Source organism: Bradyrhizobium forestalis, from assembly GCF_002795245.1.
In the GTDB taxonomy this organism is placed as follows: domain Bacteria; phylum Pseudomonadota; class Alphaproteobacteria; order Rhizobiales; family Xanthobacteraceae; genus Bradyrhizobium; species Bradyrhizobium forestalis.
In genome coordinates this window covers 62519-77500 of record NZ_PGVG01000009.1, presented here as the reverse complement: position 1 = coordinate 77500, position 14982 = coordinate 62519, and the positions used below count along the sequence as shown (strand labels likewise).

Genomic DNA, 14982 nt, shown 5'->3' with positions numbered 1-14982 from the left:
ATCAAGGCGCAGATCGCGCAGATCCAGGCTGACAAGAAGCTGCCGGCCAAGGAAAAGAAGGAAGCGCTCGACGAGCTCAACCAAGCGCTGAAGACGCCAGCGCTCCAAGTCGAGAATAAGGGCAACATCGAGCTCGTCGCCAAGTATTACGACAAGCTGGTCGCAGCGCTCGGCGACGACGAGAATTGAGGAGACTATGCGAAGCGCGTCGCTGTGCTCGACGTTAGGATGACACGCCGCATACACAACCTCCACTGTCATGCTCCGCGAAAGCGGGGCATCCGGTACGCCGCGGCGGCTGCGGTGAGAGCGAACTCTCCAACGCAGGCCTCTGGATACTGGATCGCCCGGTCAAGCCGGGCCATGACATCTTCCTAGGGGCACTATCTCGCCCAACTTCGCTATCCCGAATGCAAAAAGCCCCGGAAACACCTCCGGGGCTTTCGTCGTTTTGCGACTCGCACCGCGATGCGGTTACGTCCGCGTCCGCATCCGCATCATGAAGGTGTCGAAGCTGAGCTCGGCCACCTGCATCCAGGCGAGCGACTCGCTGCGGAAGGCGGTGAGGCTCGCATACATCTTGCGGAAATGCGGGTTGCTCTTGGCGAGATCGGCATAGATCTCGTTGGCTGCGCCATAGCAGGCTTCGAGCACCTCCTGCGGGAACGGCTTGAGGATCGCGCCGACAGACAGCAAGCGCTTCAAGGCTGGCGGGTTGACCGAGTCGTACTTGCCCGTCACCCATGTGAAGGTGTCCAGCGACGCCGTGCTGATCGCGGCCTGATAGTGCTTCGGCAGCGCGTTCCACTTTTCGAGGTTCATGATGTTGTGGCCCTGGCCGGTGCCTTCCCACCAGCCGGGATAGTAATAGTACTTCGCCACCTTCACGAAGCCGAGCTTCTCGTCGTCGTATGGCCCGACCCATTCGGCCGCGTCGATCGTTCCCTTCTCCAGCGCGGGATAGATGTCGCCGGCCGCGATCTGCTGCGGCACGCCACCGAGCTTCGAGATGATGGTGCCGGCGAAGCCGCCGACGCGGAATTTCAGGCCCTTGAGATCATCGACGGTCTTGATCTCCTTGCGAAACCAACCGCCCATCTGAGCTCCGGTCGATCCCGTGGGAACGCCGATCGCATTGTGCTCCTTCAGGAGATCGTTCAGCATGTCCTGACCGCCGCTCCACAGCAGCCACGCGATGTGCTGGCGCGTGTTGAGACCGAACGGCAGCGACGTGCCGAAGGTGAAGGCGGGATTCTTGCCCCAGTAATAATAGAGCGCGGTGTTGCCGATCTCGACGGTGCCGTTCGAGACGGCGTCGAGCACTTGCAGGCCCGGCACGATCTCTCCAGCAGCAAAGGGTTGGATCTGAAAGCGGTTGTCGGTGATCTCGGCGACGCGCTTGCAGAAATACTCGCAGCCGCCATAGAGCGTATCGAGTGATTTCGGCCAACTCGCCGCCAGCCGCCATTTCACCTCCGGCATCGATTGGGCGATAGCCGGCGCAGCGACGGCACTCGCGGCCAGGCCCAATCCGCCTGCCGTCAGGAATTTACGACGTTCCATGTACTCCCTCCCTGTGATGTCGAGTCCTCGACGAGGGATCGCGATCTTGCCGTCGCTTTCTCTTCGCCGGTGGCCGACGTTTATTGGCGTCCGAAATTCTGTGTTCCCGGATCGGGGAGCAGGATGACCAAAGGGCAACCGCAAATCAAGCGCACTTTGGTTGCGCTTGCGATGGCGTCGTTCAATGCTGCGCTGCGAACGCGGCCTCCATGGCCTTGCGCGTCTTCACCGTCTCATTGCCGGCGTCGAACTCGACATCGCTCCAGCGCACCACGGCACCGTGCGCGACGTCATGCTTCAGCTTCACGCGGTGTGCGAGCCCGATCGGCAAGGCGCCGGCCTTGAGGCTCGCAGCCGCCGGTAACAGCTTGCCCCACACCGTGCAGCCGCCTTCGCCATCCAGCATCTCCCCGGCGCGCAGATTGCGTTTTGCAACAGCTGCGACGTCGCCGCGGAAGCCGTAGGGCTGCCCGGTGGGCTCGCCCCGCAGCGCGGCCGACAGCACCGAGATGTTCAGCTCGAGCCCGATCAGATGATACGGCTTGTACATGGCGGCGAAGCGTCCGCTGGCGTCGGTCTTCAGGCCGTATTGCCTGAAGCAGTCGGCGACGTAGTCATTCGGCGCCTCCAGCACGACATAGACGCCCCAGCGCAGATCGCGAAACACCGGCCGGCCGTCGCGCTCCAGCGAGGAGACGACCTCGACGACGCCGGACCGCTCCAGCACGCCGCCACGCGAGCGCGGCCGCATGATGTGCGGCAGGTCGTCGACGCCGCAGGGCGGAAACAGCAGGCCGTCCGCGGGCACGTCGAGGCTGCAGGCATTGGCGATCGCGGCCATCTCGATCGCCGATTTGGTGCCGTCGAGGAAGGAGTTGAACATTTGCGGATTCATGCCGGCCGACTGCGCCTCGCCCGCGGTCAGGCCGTAATGCTGCCAGACACCGTCAGGCGTCACGTCGTGGTAGGCCGGCAGATACTTTGTCCCCTTGCCCGCGGCGACGACGTGAAATCCGGTGGCGCGGGCCCAGTCGACCATCTCGGCGGTCAGCGCCGGCTGGTCGCCATAGGCGAGCGAATAGACCACGCCGGCCCTGCGCGCTTCCTCGGCGAGCAGGGGGCCCGCCAGCACGTCGGCCTCGACATTCACCATCACGATATGCTTGCCCGCTGCAATTGCAGCGCGCGCATGCCTGATGCCGACGGCGGGATTGCCGGTCGCCTCCACCACCACATCCATCGCGCCGCCGGCAATGGTGCGCGCACCGTCATCGGTGAACGTGGTCGCCGCGATGCGCGCCGCATCCCAGCCGACGGTGCGACACGCCTCGCGCGCGCGGTCGCGGTCGATGTCGACGATGATGGGCACCTCGAGCCCCGGCGTGTGCGGCACCTGCGCCAGAAACATCGAGCCGAATTTGCCGGCTCCGATCAGCGCGACACGGACTGGTTTGCCGGCGGAAGCGCGGGCCTGGAGGAGGCGGAAGAGGTTCATGTTGCTACCCGATCAAGTATCGTGTCCCGGACGCGGTGCAGCGTGAAACGCTGCTCCGCAGAGCCGGGACCCAGGAGAAAAAGTTCCGCGTGGCGTGGGCCCCGGCTCTGCAGCGCACCGCTGAAGAAGCGCTGCGCTGCGTCCGGGGCACGAGACTTATCTACTCCGCCGCCTGGCGTGGTGCACGGGCGAGCCGCAGCAGCGCATCGTCGTCCACCGTCTTGATCGGGGTGAAATCGCGATGCGCGATGTAATAGGGCCGCGTGGGTGTGCGGATATAGTTCGAGACCGCGTTCAGCGTCAGGTACACGATCTTGCGCGGGTAGGGCGTGATGTTGCCGCTGGAGCCGTGCACGAGATTGCCGTGGAACATCAACATGCCGCCGGGTTTGCCGGTGGGCGCCACGATGCCGCCCTGCTTGACGAGGCGCGTCACGGTGTCCTCGTCCAGCGTCCACAGCGGATAGGATGTGGTGGCGAGGTCATGCGAAGCCTCAAGATCGCCGGCATTCTGGCTGCGCGGTACCAGCATCAACGGGCCGTTGATCGGCATCACCTCGTCGAGGAAGATCGCGATGTTCATCGCGCGCGGCTCGGGCATGCCGTCGTCGCGCTTCCAGGTGCCGTAGTCCTGGTGCCACTGCCAGACGTCGCCGGTGAAGGCTGATTTCGCATTGATCTTGAACTGGTGCATGTAGACCGGCTCGCCGAACACCTGCTCGACCGGCTCGATCATGCGCGGATGCGCGCCGAGAATGCGGAAGGCCTCGTTGTAGAGATGCGCGGCAAAAGCCGTGCGCGGCGCGCCGCTCTTCTCGCGCCAGACCTCGGGCCGGTTGGCGTCGTAGATGCCGACCGCCTCGCGCGCGAGCAGGTCGACCTCCTCTTGGGCGAACAGCTCGGGCAGGAACAGCCAGCCCTCGCGGTGGAAGAACTCCAATTGGTCCTGGGACAGTTTCATCGGGTCGTCCTCCTTGGTTTTGTTCTTGTTGTCATTCCGGGGCACGCGAAGCGTGAACCCGGAATCCATTTCTCCGTAGCGCATGCCGTCCGATGGATTCCGGGCTCGACGCCCCGCGTCGCCCCGGAATGACGGCGCCTGCCGCTACGCCGCCGCCGCGTCCGTCGCCCTCAATCTCTCCTCAGTCATTCGTCCCGCCGTCTGCGCATGCGCCAGCGCGGCGCGCTCGGCCGCCTTCGCGTTGCCGCTGAGAACGTGTCCGGCAATATCGGCATGCTCCGCCCAGGCGCTGTCGCGATAGTCGAGCTCGGAGAGGACCGTGGCCATCGAGCGCCGCATATGCGGCCATTGCGGCGCCATCGTCTCCTCGATCACGGGATTGCCGGCGAGCTGATAGATCGCGCGGTGAAAGTCGACATCGAGCACGATGAGCTCGGCGAGCGACGTGTTGCGGTCGCTGCGGCGTCCCGCGGCGAGCGCTGCGTCGAGGCGCGCGCGTCCCGCCGCGTCGGTGCCGGCGCGCGCCGCGGCGAGCCGGGCCGCCAACGCGTCGATGGCGCCGCGCACCTCGTAGAGCTGGCGGATGCGGGCGGGATCGAGCTGGGTGACTTCAAAGCCACGCTTGCCGCTCTCGGCGACGAGACCCTGCCGGTGCAGCAGATGCAGCGCGTGTGAGACTGGCTGGCGCGAGACGCCGAGCCTGTCGGCGAGCTCGTTCTGCCGGATGCGCTGGCCGGGGCGCAGCGTGCGATCGGAGATCGCCTCCAGGATCCGTTCATAGACCTGGTCGATCAGGTTCGGGAGCGGGTCGAGAGGGATCACGCCGGCAGCTCCTATAACGGAATACGGAATTCCGTATTCGAAGCTACGCCTAGCGAACCCAGGCCGTCAAGCGGTATCGGGGGATGGTGGTTTCTCATTTGTCGAGACGGGCTAAGCTATTGATATTGCTTGGTCCGTCTACTGTGCATGGGGTTGTTTTTCGAGAAAAAGATGTGGTCCTACTTCTTCTTTCCCTGCTCGATCAGCATCCGGCTCATCAGATAGAGCCGCGGCACGATCGAGCTTGTGTCAATGAACTCATCCCGAGCGTGGTAGCCGAAGCCGGCTAGGCCAAAGCTCTCGACCACCACCGCTTTGCCGCTGCGATTGGCATAGCCGGCATCGGTGGCGCCGCCGGTCATTTCGGTGATGTCGAGCTTGCGGTCGATCTCGGCATAGATCGCCTGTCCCATCTCGGCCAGCGCGCGGCCGCGCTCACTGGCGACGAAGGGCGGGCGCCCCGCCACGATCTTCACGGTTGTTTCGGTGTCGGGTACGAGGCGGTTCTTGATCTTCTCGTCGAGCGCCGCCTGGAGCTTGGCGATGCCGTCGGGAATGGTGAGGCGGATGTCGGCGCCGGCCTCGGCATCTTCCGGAATCTGATTGCGCACCGTGCCGGCCTTCGCCGTCGTCCAGTTGAGCTGGGTGCCCGGGATCGACCTGGCGACGTCCTGCGTCTGCAGCAGCTGATGCGAGAGCTCGATCAGCGCGTTGCGGCCGCGATCGGGTGCCGCGCCGGCATGCGCCGCGCGGCCCTTCACCTTCATGATGCCGGTCGCAGTGCCGCTGGCGCCCAGCAGGAGCGAATCGTTCTTCGCCGGCGGCGAAGCTGCCGTCGGTTCGCATGACAGCACCACGTCATGTTGATCGGCGAGCTCCGCGATGATCTCACCCGACCCGATCGATCCGACTTCCTCGTCCGGATTGAACGACACGGTGAGCGTGGCGTAGTCCTTCCAGCCGGCGTCCTTGAGGATATTGAGCGCATGCAGCACGACGGCGATGCCGCCCTTGTCGTCGGCGATGCCGGGGCCGTAGATGCGGTTGCCGTCGACACGGTACGGTTCGCTTGCAAGGATGCCGCGCTGATAGACCGTATCCATATGCGCAATCAGCATCAGTTTTCGCGAGCCGGTGCCCTTGAAGGTCGCGATCACCATGTCAGCGCCTGCACCGGCCGTGGTCTTGCGTCGCTCCGTGGCGGCGCCGAGCGCCTTCAGGCGTCCTTCGGTGAAGTCGGCCATCTTCTTCAGGCCTACGACGTCGCTGCTGCCGCTCTCGATCATCACCATGTCGCGCAAGGTCTCGATCAGCGGCGCCTTCTCCTGCTCGGCGGCTGCCTTGATCTTCTCGTCGGCGGCCGCGAACGCGGCGGTGCTGCCGGTCAAGCAGCCGAGCACAGCGAGCAGGGGAATGAAACGGGTCTTCATCGAAACGTCCTTCTTCATCCTTGTGCGCGGGTCCCGCGCGACTGTGCAGAAAGCCTATCAGCTGCAACGGCGCGATGCCACGCCGGCCTAGCGCTCCAGCACCTCCACCTCCATCACGGCGATCTCTTCCGCATCGGCCACCGCCTCGATGGCTGCGATCCGCTCGCCCTCGAATGTCACACGCAGCGCAATGCGCAGCTGGCCGCCGAGCACGACGGCAACGCCCAGCTCGCCATCGACCAGCGCCGCGCGCGCGGCCTGGGCGCGCCCCTTGAAGCTCTGCGCGACGGCGTCGGCACCGCGGATCTCGGGCAGCGAGCCGAGCCGCACCGCGGCCTGGTCGGCGCGGAAAACGACGTCCGGATCGAGCACCGCGAGCAGCCCTTCGAAATTGCCTTCGCGCGACGCTTTAAGAAATGCATCGACGATCCTGCGTTGGTGCGACAGATCCTTCTCGGGCACCGGCGCGCCCTGCACGCGCCGCCGGGCGCGGCTCGCCAGCTGCCGCGAGGCATCGGCGGAGCGGCCGACGATCGGCGCGATCTCCTCGAATGGCACGGCGAACATGTCGTGCAGCACGAAGGCGAGCCGCTCCGCCGGCTGCAACGTTTCCAGCACCACCAGCAGCGCCGCGCCGACGGAGTCTGCCATCTCCGCCTCGCGCTCCCGCGTCTCGTCGACCGGCTCCGGCACATGTGGGCCCATCGGCTCTTCCTTGCGTGACTTCCGTGCGCGCAGCATGTCGAGGCAGATGCGCGCGACCACGGTGGTCAGCCAGCCGCGCAAATTCGCGACGTCGGACATATCGTAGCGGCTGACCCGCAGCCACGCCTCCTGCACGGCGTCGTCGACCTCGCCGCGGGACCCTAGCATCCGGTAGGCGACCGCGCGCAAATGGTCCCTGCTCGCCTCGAACTGTTCGGTCAGAAAATTTTGTTCGGTCATCGGTCACATTCCCTCGTCGCGATCCGTCATGCCCATGACGAAGCCAATCCGGCCGATGTGACCGGAACCTTCGAAATTCGACAGATGGAGACGAAAACGATGCACGCCCGCATGAATCACCCCGTCATGGTCCTGCCCGAGGCCATGAATGTCCTTCAGTCCCTCGGCAACCTGACAAAGCAGGGACTGCCGGAAAAGCTCCTGGAACTGGTGCACCTGCGCGCCAGCCAGATCAATGGCTGCAGCGTCTGCGTCGATATGCATCCCAAGGTCGCCCGCAAGCTCGGGGAGACCGACGAGCGCCTGTTCGCCGTGTCCGCCTGGCGCGATGCGCCCTATTTCACCGACGCCGAGCGCGCCGCGCTGGCCTTGACCGAGGCGGCCACGCGCCTCGCCGATCGTGAGGACCCCGTGCCTGATACGATCTGGAACGAGGCCGCCAAGCATTTCGACGAGCGCGAGCTCGCAACCCTGATCCTCGCGATCGCGACGATCAACGTGTGGAACAGGCTGAACGCGACCATCAAGATGCCGGTCGGCGTGTGGAAGGTGTGAGTTACTGTGCCCTCTCCCCCTGCCGGAGAGGGCAGCACCGCTAGGAGACACGAACTCACTTGGGTGAGGGGTATTTCTCCGCAGATTCATTTGTAAATGTGACCGCGGACAGAACTCCTCATCCGGCGCTGCGCGCCACCTTCTCCCACAAGGGGAGAAGGAAGAAGGCTACTCCGCCAGGAACCTGTTCACCACCTCGCCGAACTCCAGCGGGGCCTGCTCGAACATCCAGTGGCCGGCATCGGCGATCACCGCCGTCTGGGCGCCCGCGATGTGCGCGGCCAGCACGCGCCACAGCACCGACAGGCTGCCGGTGGTCGCGCCGCCGCCGATCAGCAGCGTCGGCGTCCTGATCGCCTGCGCATCGCTGAGCGTGTAGGGCCGGCGCTGCTCGTTGATCTGGCCGAGGAAGGTGAGCGCGTTGTCGCGGAGTTGTTGCTTCGCTGCCGCCGGCACGCGCCGCCAGGAGCCATTACCTTCGATGCCTTCATAGAAGTTCTGCAGCGCGCCCTCGAGGTCGCCGGCGCGGATCATCTCGACCGAGCGCGCTGTGCGCGCGGCCAGCGGCGGATGCGCGGGCGTGCCTTCCGGCACCGGCAGGCTGGCGTCGAGATCGCCGCCGGGCTCGGCCAGCACCAGCTTGCGCAGCAGATCAGGCCGCGCCTGCGCCACGCGGAATGCAATGTGTCCGCCGCGTGAATGGCCCATCAGGTCGACCGGTCCGGGCTTGACCTGCTCGATGAAGGCGATCGTATCCGCGACATGCTGCGCCATCTTGTAGTCGTCGCCGACGGCATCCCAATGCTCGGGAAAGAAGTGCCGCAAGCTGACCGAGATCACCCGATGCGCCTTCGACAGCGGTCCGAGCACCGAATACCAGGTGCGGAAGTCTCCGAGCGTGCCATGCACGCAGACCAGCGGCGGGCCGCTTCCCACCTCGAGATAGGTCATGTCGTAACCGTTGACGCGAAAGCTCTGCATGGGTCAGCTCGCCAGAAAGTCCAGCACCACTTCGGAGTATTTCTGCGGCGCCTGCTCGAACATCGGATGCGTCGTATTCGGGATGATCGCGGTGTTGGAATAGGGCACATGCGCGGCGAGCGCATGCAGCACCTTCGGCAGCAGGCCCTTGGTCCGCGCGCCCAGGATGAACAGCGTCGGCATCTTGATGGCCTCCGCATCCGCCTTCGAGAAGGGAGGGCGGTTGTCGCGGACCTGGCCGATCAGCGTATAGGCATTGTCGCGCAGATTCTGCTTCACCATCGCCGGCAATCGCGGCCAGGTGCCGGCGCCCTCCAGCGTATCGACGAACACGGCGAGGCCGCCGTCGACATCGCCGGCCGCGATCTTCTCGGCCGAAGCCGTGAAACGCGCCAGCAGCGGCGAGGGGCCGCCGACGTAATCCGGATCAAGGCTCGCATCGAGCTCGCCGCCGGGCTCGGCCAGGATCAGCCGCCGCAGCAGGTCCGGCCGCCGCTGTGCCACGCGAAAGCAGATGTGCCCGCCGCGTGAATGGCCCATCAGATCGACCGGCCCGAGATCGAGCTTGTCGATGAAGGCAATGACGTCCTCGACATGCTGGGCGATCGAATAGGTGTCACCGAGGCCGTCCCAGCGCTCCGGGAAGAAGTGCCGCAGGCTGACAGCGATCACCCGGTGTCGCTGCGTCAGCGGCCCGAGCACGCAGCCCCAGACGCGGAAATCGTTGAGCGAGCCGTGTACGCACACCAGCGGCGCGCGGCCTTTGTCCTCGCCCACGTCGAGATAGGGCATGTCGTATCCGTTGACGTGGAGGCTTTGCATTCGGGCTCGCGAGGGGATTGGAACTCCTGTGCAAGATTCCCGGAAACCGGGTGGATCGCAACTATTTCCAAGCCTAGATTTGGGCCGAGATCTCACATTGGGGGCATGCGACAAGGAATGCAAGCCAGGAACCAAGCCATGACCGACCAGCATTTTGCCCTGTTCGACACCAGCATCGGCCTGTGCGCCATCGCCTGGGGCCCGCGCGGCATCAACGGCACACAACTGCCGATGGGCGGCGAGCAGAAGATCCGCACCCGCATCCACCAGCGCCATGCCGAGGCGACCGAAGCCGAGCCGACCGCCGAAGTGCAGCAGGCGATCGACCGCATCACAAAACTGCTCGCGGGCGAGCCGGATGACCTTACCGACATCGCGCTCGACCTCGACGGTGTTCCCGAGTTCAACCGCGGCGTCTACGACATCGCCCGCGCCATCCCGCCGGGCAAGACCATCACCTACGGCGACATCGCCAAGCAGCTCGGCGGCGTCCAGCTGTCGCGCGACGTCGGCCAGGCGCTGGGGCACAACCCGTGCCCAATCGTGGTGCCCTGCCATCGCGTGCTCGCGGCCGGCAACAAACCCGGCGGCTTCTCGGCGAATGGCGGCGTGGTGACGAAGCTGAAGATGCTGGAGATCGAAGGCGCGCTGGTGAACCACACGCCGAGCCTGTTTGATTGAGGTGATCGTGCCCCGGACGCAGTGCAGCACGAAGTGATGCACTGCAGAGCCGGGGCCCAGCATCTCGACCGGAATGGGTCCCGGCTCTGCGGCGCACCGCTACGCGCTGCACCGCGTCCGGGACACGAGACCGTGGTTAAATCTTCGCCGCGCTCTTCGGCCAATACTTGTCGCGCAGGTGCCGCTTCACCAGCTTGCCGGTCGGCGTGCGCGGCAGCTCGGCTTCGAAATCGATCGAGCGCGGGCATTTGATGGCGGAGAGACGCGTCTTGCAGAACGCGATCAGCTCGGCCTCGAGCGCCTTGCCGGCGCGGTTCATGTCGTGGGGCTGCACCACCGCCTTGACCTCTTCGCCCATCTCCTCGTTCGGCACGCCGAACACCGCGACGTCGGCGACATCAGGGTGGGTGATCAGCACGTCCTCGGTCTCCTGCGGGTAGATGTTCACCCCGCCAGAGATGATCATGTAGGACTTGCGGTCGGTGAGATAGAGAAAGCCATCCTTGTCGAGATAGCCGACATCGCCGAGCGTCGACCAGCCCTTGGCGTTGTAGGCTTTCTTCGTCTTTTCGGGGTCGTTGTGATAGGTGAACGCGGGCGCATCGGCGAAATAGACGGTGCCGATCTCACCTGTCGGCTGCTCCTCGTCGTTCTCGTCCAGAATCTTGATCTTGCCGACCACGGCGCGGCCGACGCTGCCGCGATGCTCCAGCCATTGCTGCGAGTTGCAGACGGTGACGCCATTGCCTTCCGAGCCGGCGTAGTACTCGATCAGGATCGGACCCCACCATTCGATCATCTTCGCTTTCACGTCGACCGGGCAGGGCGCGGCGGCGTGGATCGCGCCCTTCAGCGTGGAAACGTTGTATCGGTTGCGCACCTCGTCCGGCAGCTTCAGCATGCGCACGAACATGGTCGGCACGAGCTGCGACTGCGTCACCTTGTATTTCTCGACCAGCCTCAAGAATTCTTCGGCGTCAAAGTGCTCCATGATGATGGAGGTGCCGCCGAGCACGATCGCCATCATGTTGAAGCGCAGGGGAGCCGCGTGATACAGCGGCGCTGGCGAAAGATAGATGCTCTCGGCGTTCATGCCGCACATGTCGGCGCAGAGCACGCGCAGGAAGGCGTTCGGCACGTCAATCCTGTTACCCTCGAAGGCCTTCTTGATGCCCTTGGGTCGGCCGGTCGTGCCCGACGAATACAGCATGTCATAGCCGGCCACCTCGTCGGCGATCGGCGTGGTCGGCTGCGCGCCCGCTTCCTTGTCGTAGGAGCGGAAGCCCGGCAGCGGCTCGTCCATCATGTAGAAGATCGGCTCGCCTGCCGTGCCCTTGATCAGGGCCTTGATCTGGTCGGCGCATTTCGGCGTCGTGATCACGACCTTGGCGCCGCAATCCTTGATGATGTAGTCGATCTCGTCCTGCTTCAGGTAGCGGCTGATCGCGGTGTAATAGAGCCCGCTGCGCTGCGCGGCCCAGCAGATCTCCATGAAGGCGAGGCGGTTCTCCATCAGCAGCGCGATGTGGTCGCCGGCCTTCAGACCAAGCGAGCGGAACAGCTGCGCGCCTTGGTTCGAGAGTTCGTCGAGCTCGCGATAGGTGATCGCCTTGCCGGTCCCGGCCATCTGATAGGCGATCTTGTCGGGCGTGGTGCGGGCGTAGATGGAGGGATGGGTCATGTCTCTGCTTACACGGCTGGGAGTGACGTTCCCCGGACGCGGCGCAGCGCGCAGCGGTGCGCTGCAGATCCGGGGTCCACTGTGAGGCATGGGTCCCGGCTTTGCGCCGCAGCGTTTCACGCTGCAGCGCGTCCGGGACACGAGAGAGGACTACAGCCGCTCCACGATCGTCACATTCGCCATGCCGCCGCCTTCGCACATGGTCTGCAGGCCATAGCGTTTGCCGCGCTGGTGCAGGGCGTGGACCAGCGTCGTCATCAGCTTGGTGCCGGAGCCGCCGAGCGGGTGGCCGAGCGCAATGGCGCCGCCGTTGACGTTGAGGCGCTCCGGATCGGCGCCGGTGGTCTTGAGCCAGGCGGTGGGCACCGAGGCGAAGGCTTCGTTGACCTCGAACAGGTCGATGTCGCCGATCTTCATGCCGGCCTTCTCCAGCGCGCGCTTGGTGGCGTGCAGCGGTGCATCCAGCATGATGACGGGATCGCCGCCCGTCATGGTCATGTGGTGGACGCGCGCCAGCGGCTTGACGCCGAGCTGCTTCAGGCCCTTCTCGTTCACCACCATGACGCCGGAGGCGCCGTCGCAGATCTGGCTGGCGCTGGCCGCGGTGAGCTTGCCGTTCTCGGCGATCAGCTTGACGCCCCGGATACCTTCGATCGTGGCATCGAAGCGGATGCCTTCGTCGATGTGATGGGTGTCCTTGCTGCCGTCGGCGCGGGTGATCGCGAGCGGCACGATCTCCTTCTTGAAGTGGCCGGCTTGCGTCGCCGCGATCGCACGCTGATGGCTGTTGTAGGAGTATTCGTCGAGTTCATCCTTGGAGAGGCCGTACTTTTCCGCCATCATCTCCGCGCCGGTGAACTGGCTGAACACGATGTTCGGATAGCGCTGCTCAATGCCCGGGCTCTTGTAGTTGCCGAAGCCGTTCTTGGCCGGGAGCTGCGACGACAGGCCCATCGGCACCCGCGTCATCGATTCCACGCCGGCGGCGATCACGACGTCCATTGCGCCCGACATCACGGCCTGCGCGGCGAAGTGCAGTGCCTGCTGCGAGGAGCCGCACTGGCGGTCGATCGAGGTGCCCGGCACGCTCTCCGGCAGCTTCGAGGCCATGACCGCGTTGCGGGCGACGTTGTTGGACTGCTCGCCGACCTGCATGACGCAGCCCATGATCACGTCCTCGACCAGGGCAGGATCGACCTTGGTGCGATCGACCAGCTCGTCCAGCACCTTGGCGGCGAGATCGGCCGGATGCCAGCCGGCGAGGCGGCCCCCCTTGCGCCCGCCCGCGGTACGCGCAGCGGCGACGATATAAGCCTCGGCCATTTCGGTCTCTCCCATGATTGTTCTGAATTGGGTTGTCGGGGGCGGATTTAAGGGGTGGGATATCGTTTAGTCAATCGATCAATTAACTCTTGTGATGAGGCGCTGCTTGGGCTTATCTGCGCCCCGCTTCCAGCGGCCAAACAGGGATCTCCGTGGCTACCAGCGTACCGAACAGGCTCCCCGGCGGGAAAAATTCCACGGCAGAGAAATTGCTGGTGGCCGCCAGCGAGCTGATGATCGAACGCTCCTCGATCGAGATCTCGCTCTCCGACATCGCGCAGAAGTCGGGCGCCAACGCCGCGCTGGTCAAATATCACTTCGGCAACAAGGACGGCCTCTTGCTGGCGCTGCTCGCGCGCGATGCCGCGACCGAGATGTCCAATCTCGAATACCTGCTGGCGCAGCCGATCACGTCGACGGCGAAGCTGAAGCTGCATATCGCCGGCATCATCCGCGCCTATCACCGGTTCCCCTACATGAACCGGCTGATCCACTATCTGCTGCACGAGACCAGCGCGAGCTCCGCCGACGAAGTCTCGAAATTCTTCGTTGCGCCACTATTGGACTTCCATCGCCGCCTGCTGGCCGAAGGCGTCAGCCGCGGCGAATTCCGCCAGACTGATCCGGTGCTGTTCTACACCAGCCTGATCGGCGCCTGCGATCACCTGTTCTTCGGCCGGCACGCGATGTCCCGCGCGACCGGCGTCGGCCCGGTCACCGACGACGTCTGCCGGCAATACATCAAGCACATGGAAACGTTGATCTGCGGCGGCATCCTCACGCAAGCCGGGGAAGCTGCCGCGGCCGGATGATCCGGCTGAACTCTTCAAGTCCAGAGAAGAAACGCCCAAGGAAAAGGTAGAGGAAAGGTATTCGCGATGCAGTTGAAAGACGTAGCGGTTCTCATCACCGGCGGTGGCTCGGGTCTTGGTGCCGCGACCGCCCGGGCCATGGCGGCCAAGGGCGCCAAAATCGGTGTGATCGACCAGAGCAAGGAAAATGCCGAGAAGGTCGCCGCTGAAGTGAAGGGCATCGCGCTTCACGCCGACGTCACCAGCGAGGAGCAGATCAAGGCGGCGATCGCCAAGGCGGAAGCCGCGCACGGCGTTGCGCGCGTGCTGATGAACTGCGCCGGCATCGGCGGCTCGCAGCGCATCGTCGGCCGCGACGGCGTCTACCCGCTCGAAAAGTTCGCGCGCATCATCAACGTCAATCTGATCGGCACCTTCAACTGCCTGCGCTTGTTCGCCGAGCGCCTCGTCACGATCGAGCCCGTCGGCGAAGAGCGCGGCGTCATCATCAACACGGCGTCGGTCGCGGCCTACGAAGGCCAGATCGGCCAGATCGCCTATTCGGCCTCGAAGGGTGGCGTCGTCGGCCTGACACTGCCGGCCGCGCGCGACCTCGCCAGCCAGAAGATCCGCGTCAACACCATCGCGCCCGGCCTGTTCTTCACGCCGCTGCTGATGGGCTTGAACGAAGAGGCCCGCAAGAGCCTGGGGGCCCAGGTGCCGCATCCCTCGCGCCTCGGCGACGCCGCCGAGTACGGCATGCTCGCGGTGCACATCGTCGAGAACCCGATGCTGAACGGCGAGACCATCCGTCTCGACGGCGCCATCCGTATGGCGCCAAGGTAGTAGAGACGCTCTTTTTACCCTCCCCTGGAGGGGGAGGGTCGGCGCGAAGCGCCGGGGTGGGGTGATCTCTCCGCTCGGGCACTGTC

At 65.0% G+C, this 14982-nt stretch carries 15 protein-coding genes (1 of these 15 running past the window's edge); 5 read left to right on the top strand and 10 right to left on the bottom strand.

Going from position 1 to position 14982, the window contains the following annotated elements; genetic code table 11:
• A protein-coding gene (locus CVM73_RS13295) for a hypothetical protein (RefSeq protein ID WP_100232435.1) crosses the window boundary here: on the top strand, positions 1 to 189 show its 3' end. It extends 411 nt beyond the left edge of the window; 189 of the gene's 600 nt are visible here — the last part of the coding sequence; its start codon lies beyond the left edge, outside the window; its stop codon occupies positions 187 to 189.
• A gap of 285 nt (positions 190 to 474) precedes the next feature.
• Here CVM73_RS13295 and CVM73_RS13290 read toward each other — a convergent pair whose 3' ends face one another.
• The 6 genes from CVM73_RS13290 to CVM73_RS13265 form a co-directional block, all read right to left on the bottom strand.
• Complete coding sequence (locus CVM73_RS13290; protein ID WP_100232434.1) at positions 475 to 1563, bottom strand: TRAP transporter substrate-binding protein; 1089 nt, start codon at positions 1561 to 1563, stop codon at positions 475 to 477.
• 181 nt (positions 1564 to 1744) lie between these two features.
• Positions 1745 to 3058 (bottom strand): NAD(P)H-dependent oxidoreductase, encoded by a 1314-nt coding sequence (locus CVM73_RS13285; RefSeq protein WP_100232433.1) that lies wholly within the window; start codon positions 3056 to 3058, stop codon positions 1745 to 1747.
• A gap of 160 nt (positions 3059 to 3218) precedes the next feature.
• Positions 3219 to 4019 carry a phytanoyl-CoA dioxygenase family protein gene (locus CVM73_RS13280; RefSeq protein ID WP_100232573.1) on the bottom strand — a complete coding sequence of 267 codons (801 nt, stop codon included), beginning with the start codon at positions 4017 to 4019 and terminating at the stop codon, positions 3219 to 3221.
• A gap of 144 nt (positions 4020 to 4163) precedes the next feature.
• Positions 4164 to 4841, bottom strand: coding sequence for a GntR family transcriptional regulator (locus CVM73_RS13275; protein ID WP_100232432.1), 678 nt, complete (start codon positions 4839 to 4841; stop codon positions 4164 to 4166).
• Between the two features lie 179 nt (positions 4842 to 5020).
• Complete coding sequence (locus CVM73_RS13270; RefSeq protein WP_100232572.1) at positions 5021 to 6271, bottom strand: M20/M25/M40 family metallo-hydrolase; 1251 nt, start codon at positions 6269 to 6271, stop codon at positions 5021 to 5023.
• Between the two features lie 87 nt (positions 6272 to 6358).
• Positions 6359 to 7216, bottom strand: a complete 858-nt coding sequence (locus CVM73_RS13265) for a sigma-70 family RNA polymerase sigma factor (RefSeq protein WP_100232431.1) — start codon at positions 7214 to 7216, stop codon at positions 6359 to 6361.
• A gap of 99 nt (positions 7217 to 7315) precedes the next feature.
• Between CVM73_RS13265 and CVM73_RS13260 the strand changes: the two genes are divergently transcribed.
• Positions 7316 to 7771: a carboxymuconolactone decarboxylase family protein gene (locus tag CVM73_RS13260; protein WP_100232571.1), complete on the top strand. Its 456-nt coding sequence runs from the start codon at positions 7316 to 7318 to the stop codon at positions 7769 to 7771.
• 168 nt (positions 7772 to 7939) lie between these two features.
• Here the strand turns inward: CVM73_RS13260 and CVM73_RS13255 are convergent, their stop codons facing one another.
• Complete coding sequence (locus CVM73_RS13255) at positions 7940 to 8752, bottom strand: alpha/beta fold hydrolase (RefSeq protein WP_100232430.1); 813 nt, start codon at positions 8750 to 8752, stop codon at positions 7940 to 7942.
• A gap of 3 nt (positions 8753 to 8755) precedes the next feature.
• Positions 8756 to 9574: an alpha/beta fold hydrolase gene (locus CVM73_RS13250; RefSeq protein WP_100232429.1), complete on the bottom strand. Its 819-nt coding sequence runs from the start codon at positions 9572 to 9574 to the stop codon at positions 8756 to 8758.
• A gap of 138 nt (positions 9575 to 9712) precedes the next feature.
• Between CVM73_RS13250 and CVM73_RS13245 the strand changes: the two genes are divergently transcribed.
• On the top strand, positions 9713 to 10255 hold the full coding sequence (locus CVM73_RS13245; protein WP_100232428.1) for a methylated-DNA--[protein]-cysteine S-methyltransferase: 543 nt from the start codon (positions 9713 to 9715) through the stop codon (positions 10253 to 10255).
• 136 nt (positions 10256 to 10391) lie between these two features.
• Here CVM73_RS13245 and CVM73_RS13240 read toward each other — a convergent pair whose 3' ends face one another.
• A complete protein-coding gene (locus CVM73_RS13240) occupies positions 10392 to 11936 on the bottom strand; it encodes an acyl-CoA synthetase (RefSeq protein ID WP_100232427.1) in 1545 nt (514 codons plus the stop codon).
• A 150-nt stretch (positions 11937 to 12086) separates the two neighbouring features.
• Positions 12087 to 13259 (bottom strand): acetyl-CoA C-acetyltransferase, encoded by a 1173-nt coding sequence (locus CVM73_RS13235; protein WP_100232426.1) that lies wholly within the window; start codon positions 13257 to 13259, stop codon positions 12087 to 12089.
• Positions 13260 to 13468: 209 nt separating this feature from the next.
• Between CVM73_RS13235 and CVM73_RS13230 the strand changes: the two genes are divergently transcribed.
• On the top strand, positions 13469 to 14071 hold the full coding sequence (locus CVM73_RS13230; protein WP_100232425.1) for a TetR family transcriptional regulator: 603 nt from the start codon (positions 13469 to 13471) through the stop codon (positions 14069 to 14071).
• A gap of 66 nt (positions 14072 to 14137) precedes the next feature.
• Positions 14138 to 14896 carry an SDR family NAD(P)-dependent oxidoreductase gene (locus CVM73_RS13225; RefSeq protein ID WP_100232424.1) on the top strand — a complete coding sequence of 253 codons (759 nt, stop codon included), beginning with the start codon at positions 14138 to 14140 and terminating at the stop codon, positions 14894 to 14896.
• Positions 14897 to 14982 lie beyond the last annotated feature (86 nt).

What these genes read in the sequence shown, in the direction of transcription:
- CVM73_RS13250 (WP_100232429.1), bottom strand. Translation starts at nt 9,574, where the DNA reads ATGCAAAGCCTCCACGTCAACGGATACGACATGCCCTATCTCGACGTG.
- CVM73_RS13225 (WP_100232424.1), top strand. Translation starts at nt 14,138, where the DNA reads ATGCAGTTGAAAGACGTAGCGGTTCTCATCACCGGCGGTGGCTCGGGT.
- CVM73_RS13235 (WP_100232426.1), bottom strand. Translation starts at nt 13,259, where the DNA reads ATGGCCGAGGCTTATATCGTCGCCGCTGCGCGTACCGCGGGCGGGCGC.
- CVM73_RS13265 (WP_100232431.1), bottom strand. Translation starts at nt 7,216, where the DNA reads ATGACCGAACAAAATTTTCTGACCGAACAGTTCGAGGCGAGCAGGGAC.
- CVM73_RS13270 (WP_100232572.1), bottom strand. Translation starts at nt 6,271, where the DNA reads ATGAAGACCCGTTTCATTCCCCTGCTCGCTGTGCTCGGCTGCTTGACC.
- CVM73_RS13290 (WP_100232434.1), bottom strand. Translation starts at nt 1,563, where the DNA reads ATGGAACGTCGTAAATTCCTGACGGCAGGCGGATTGGGCCTGGCCGCG.
- CVM73_RS13240 (WP_100232427.1), bottom strand. Translation starts at nt 11,936, where the DNA reads ATGACCCATCCCTCCATCTACGCCCGCACCACGCCCGACAAGATCGCC.
- CVM73_RS13255 (WP_100232430.1), bottom strand. Translation starts at nt 8,752, where the DNA reads ATGCAGAGCTTTCGCGTCAACGGTTACGACATGACCTATCTCGAGGTG.
- CVM73_RS13245 (WP_100232428.1), top strand. Translation starts at nt 9,713, where the DNA reads ATGACCGACCAGCATTTTGCCCTGTTCGACACCAGCATCGGCCTGTGC.
- CVM73_RS13285 (WP_100232433.1), bottom strand. Translation starts at nt 3,058, where the DNA reads ATGAACCTCTTCCGCCTCCTCCAGGCCCGCGCTTCCGCCGGCAAACCA.
- CVM73_RS13260 (WP_100232571.1), top strand. Translation starts at nt 7,316, where the DNA reads ATGCACGCCCGCATGAATCACCCCGTCATGGTCCTGCCCGAGGCCATG.
- CVM73_RS13280 (WP_100232573.1), bottom strand. Translation starts at nt 4,019, where the DNA reads ATGAAACTGTCCCAGGACCAATTGGAGTTCTTCCACCGCGAGGGCTGG.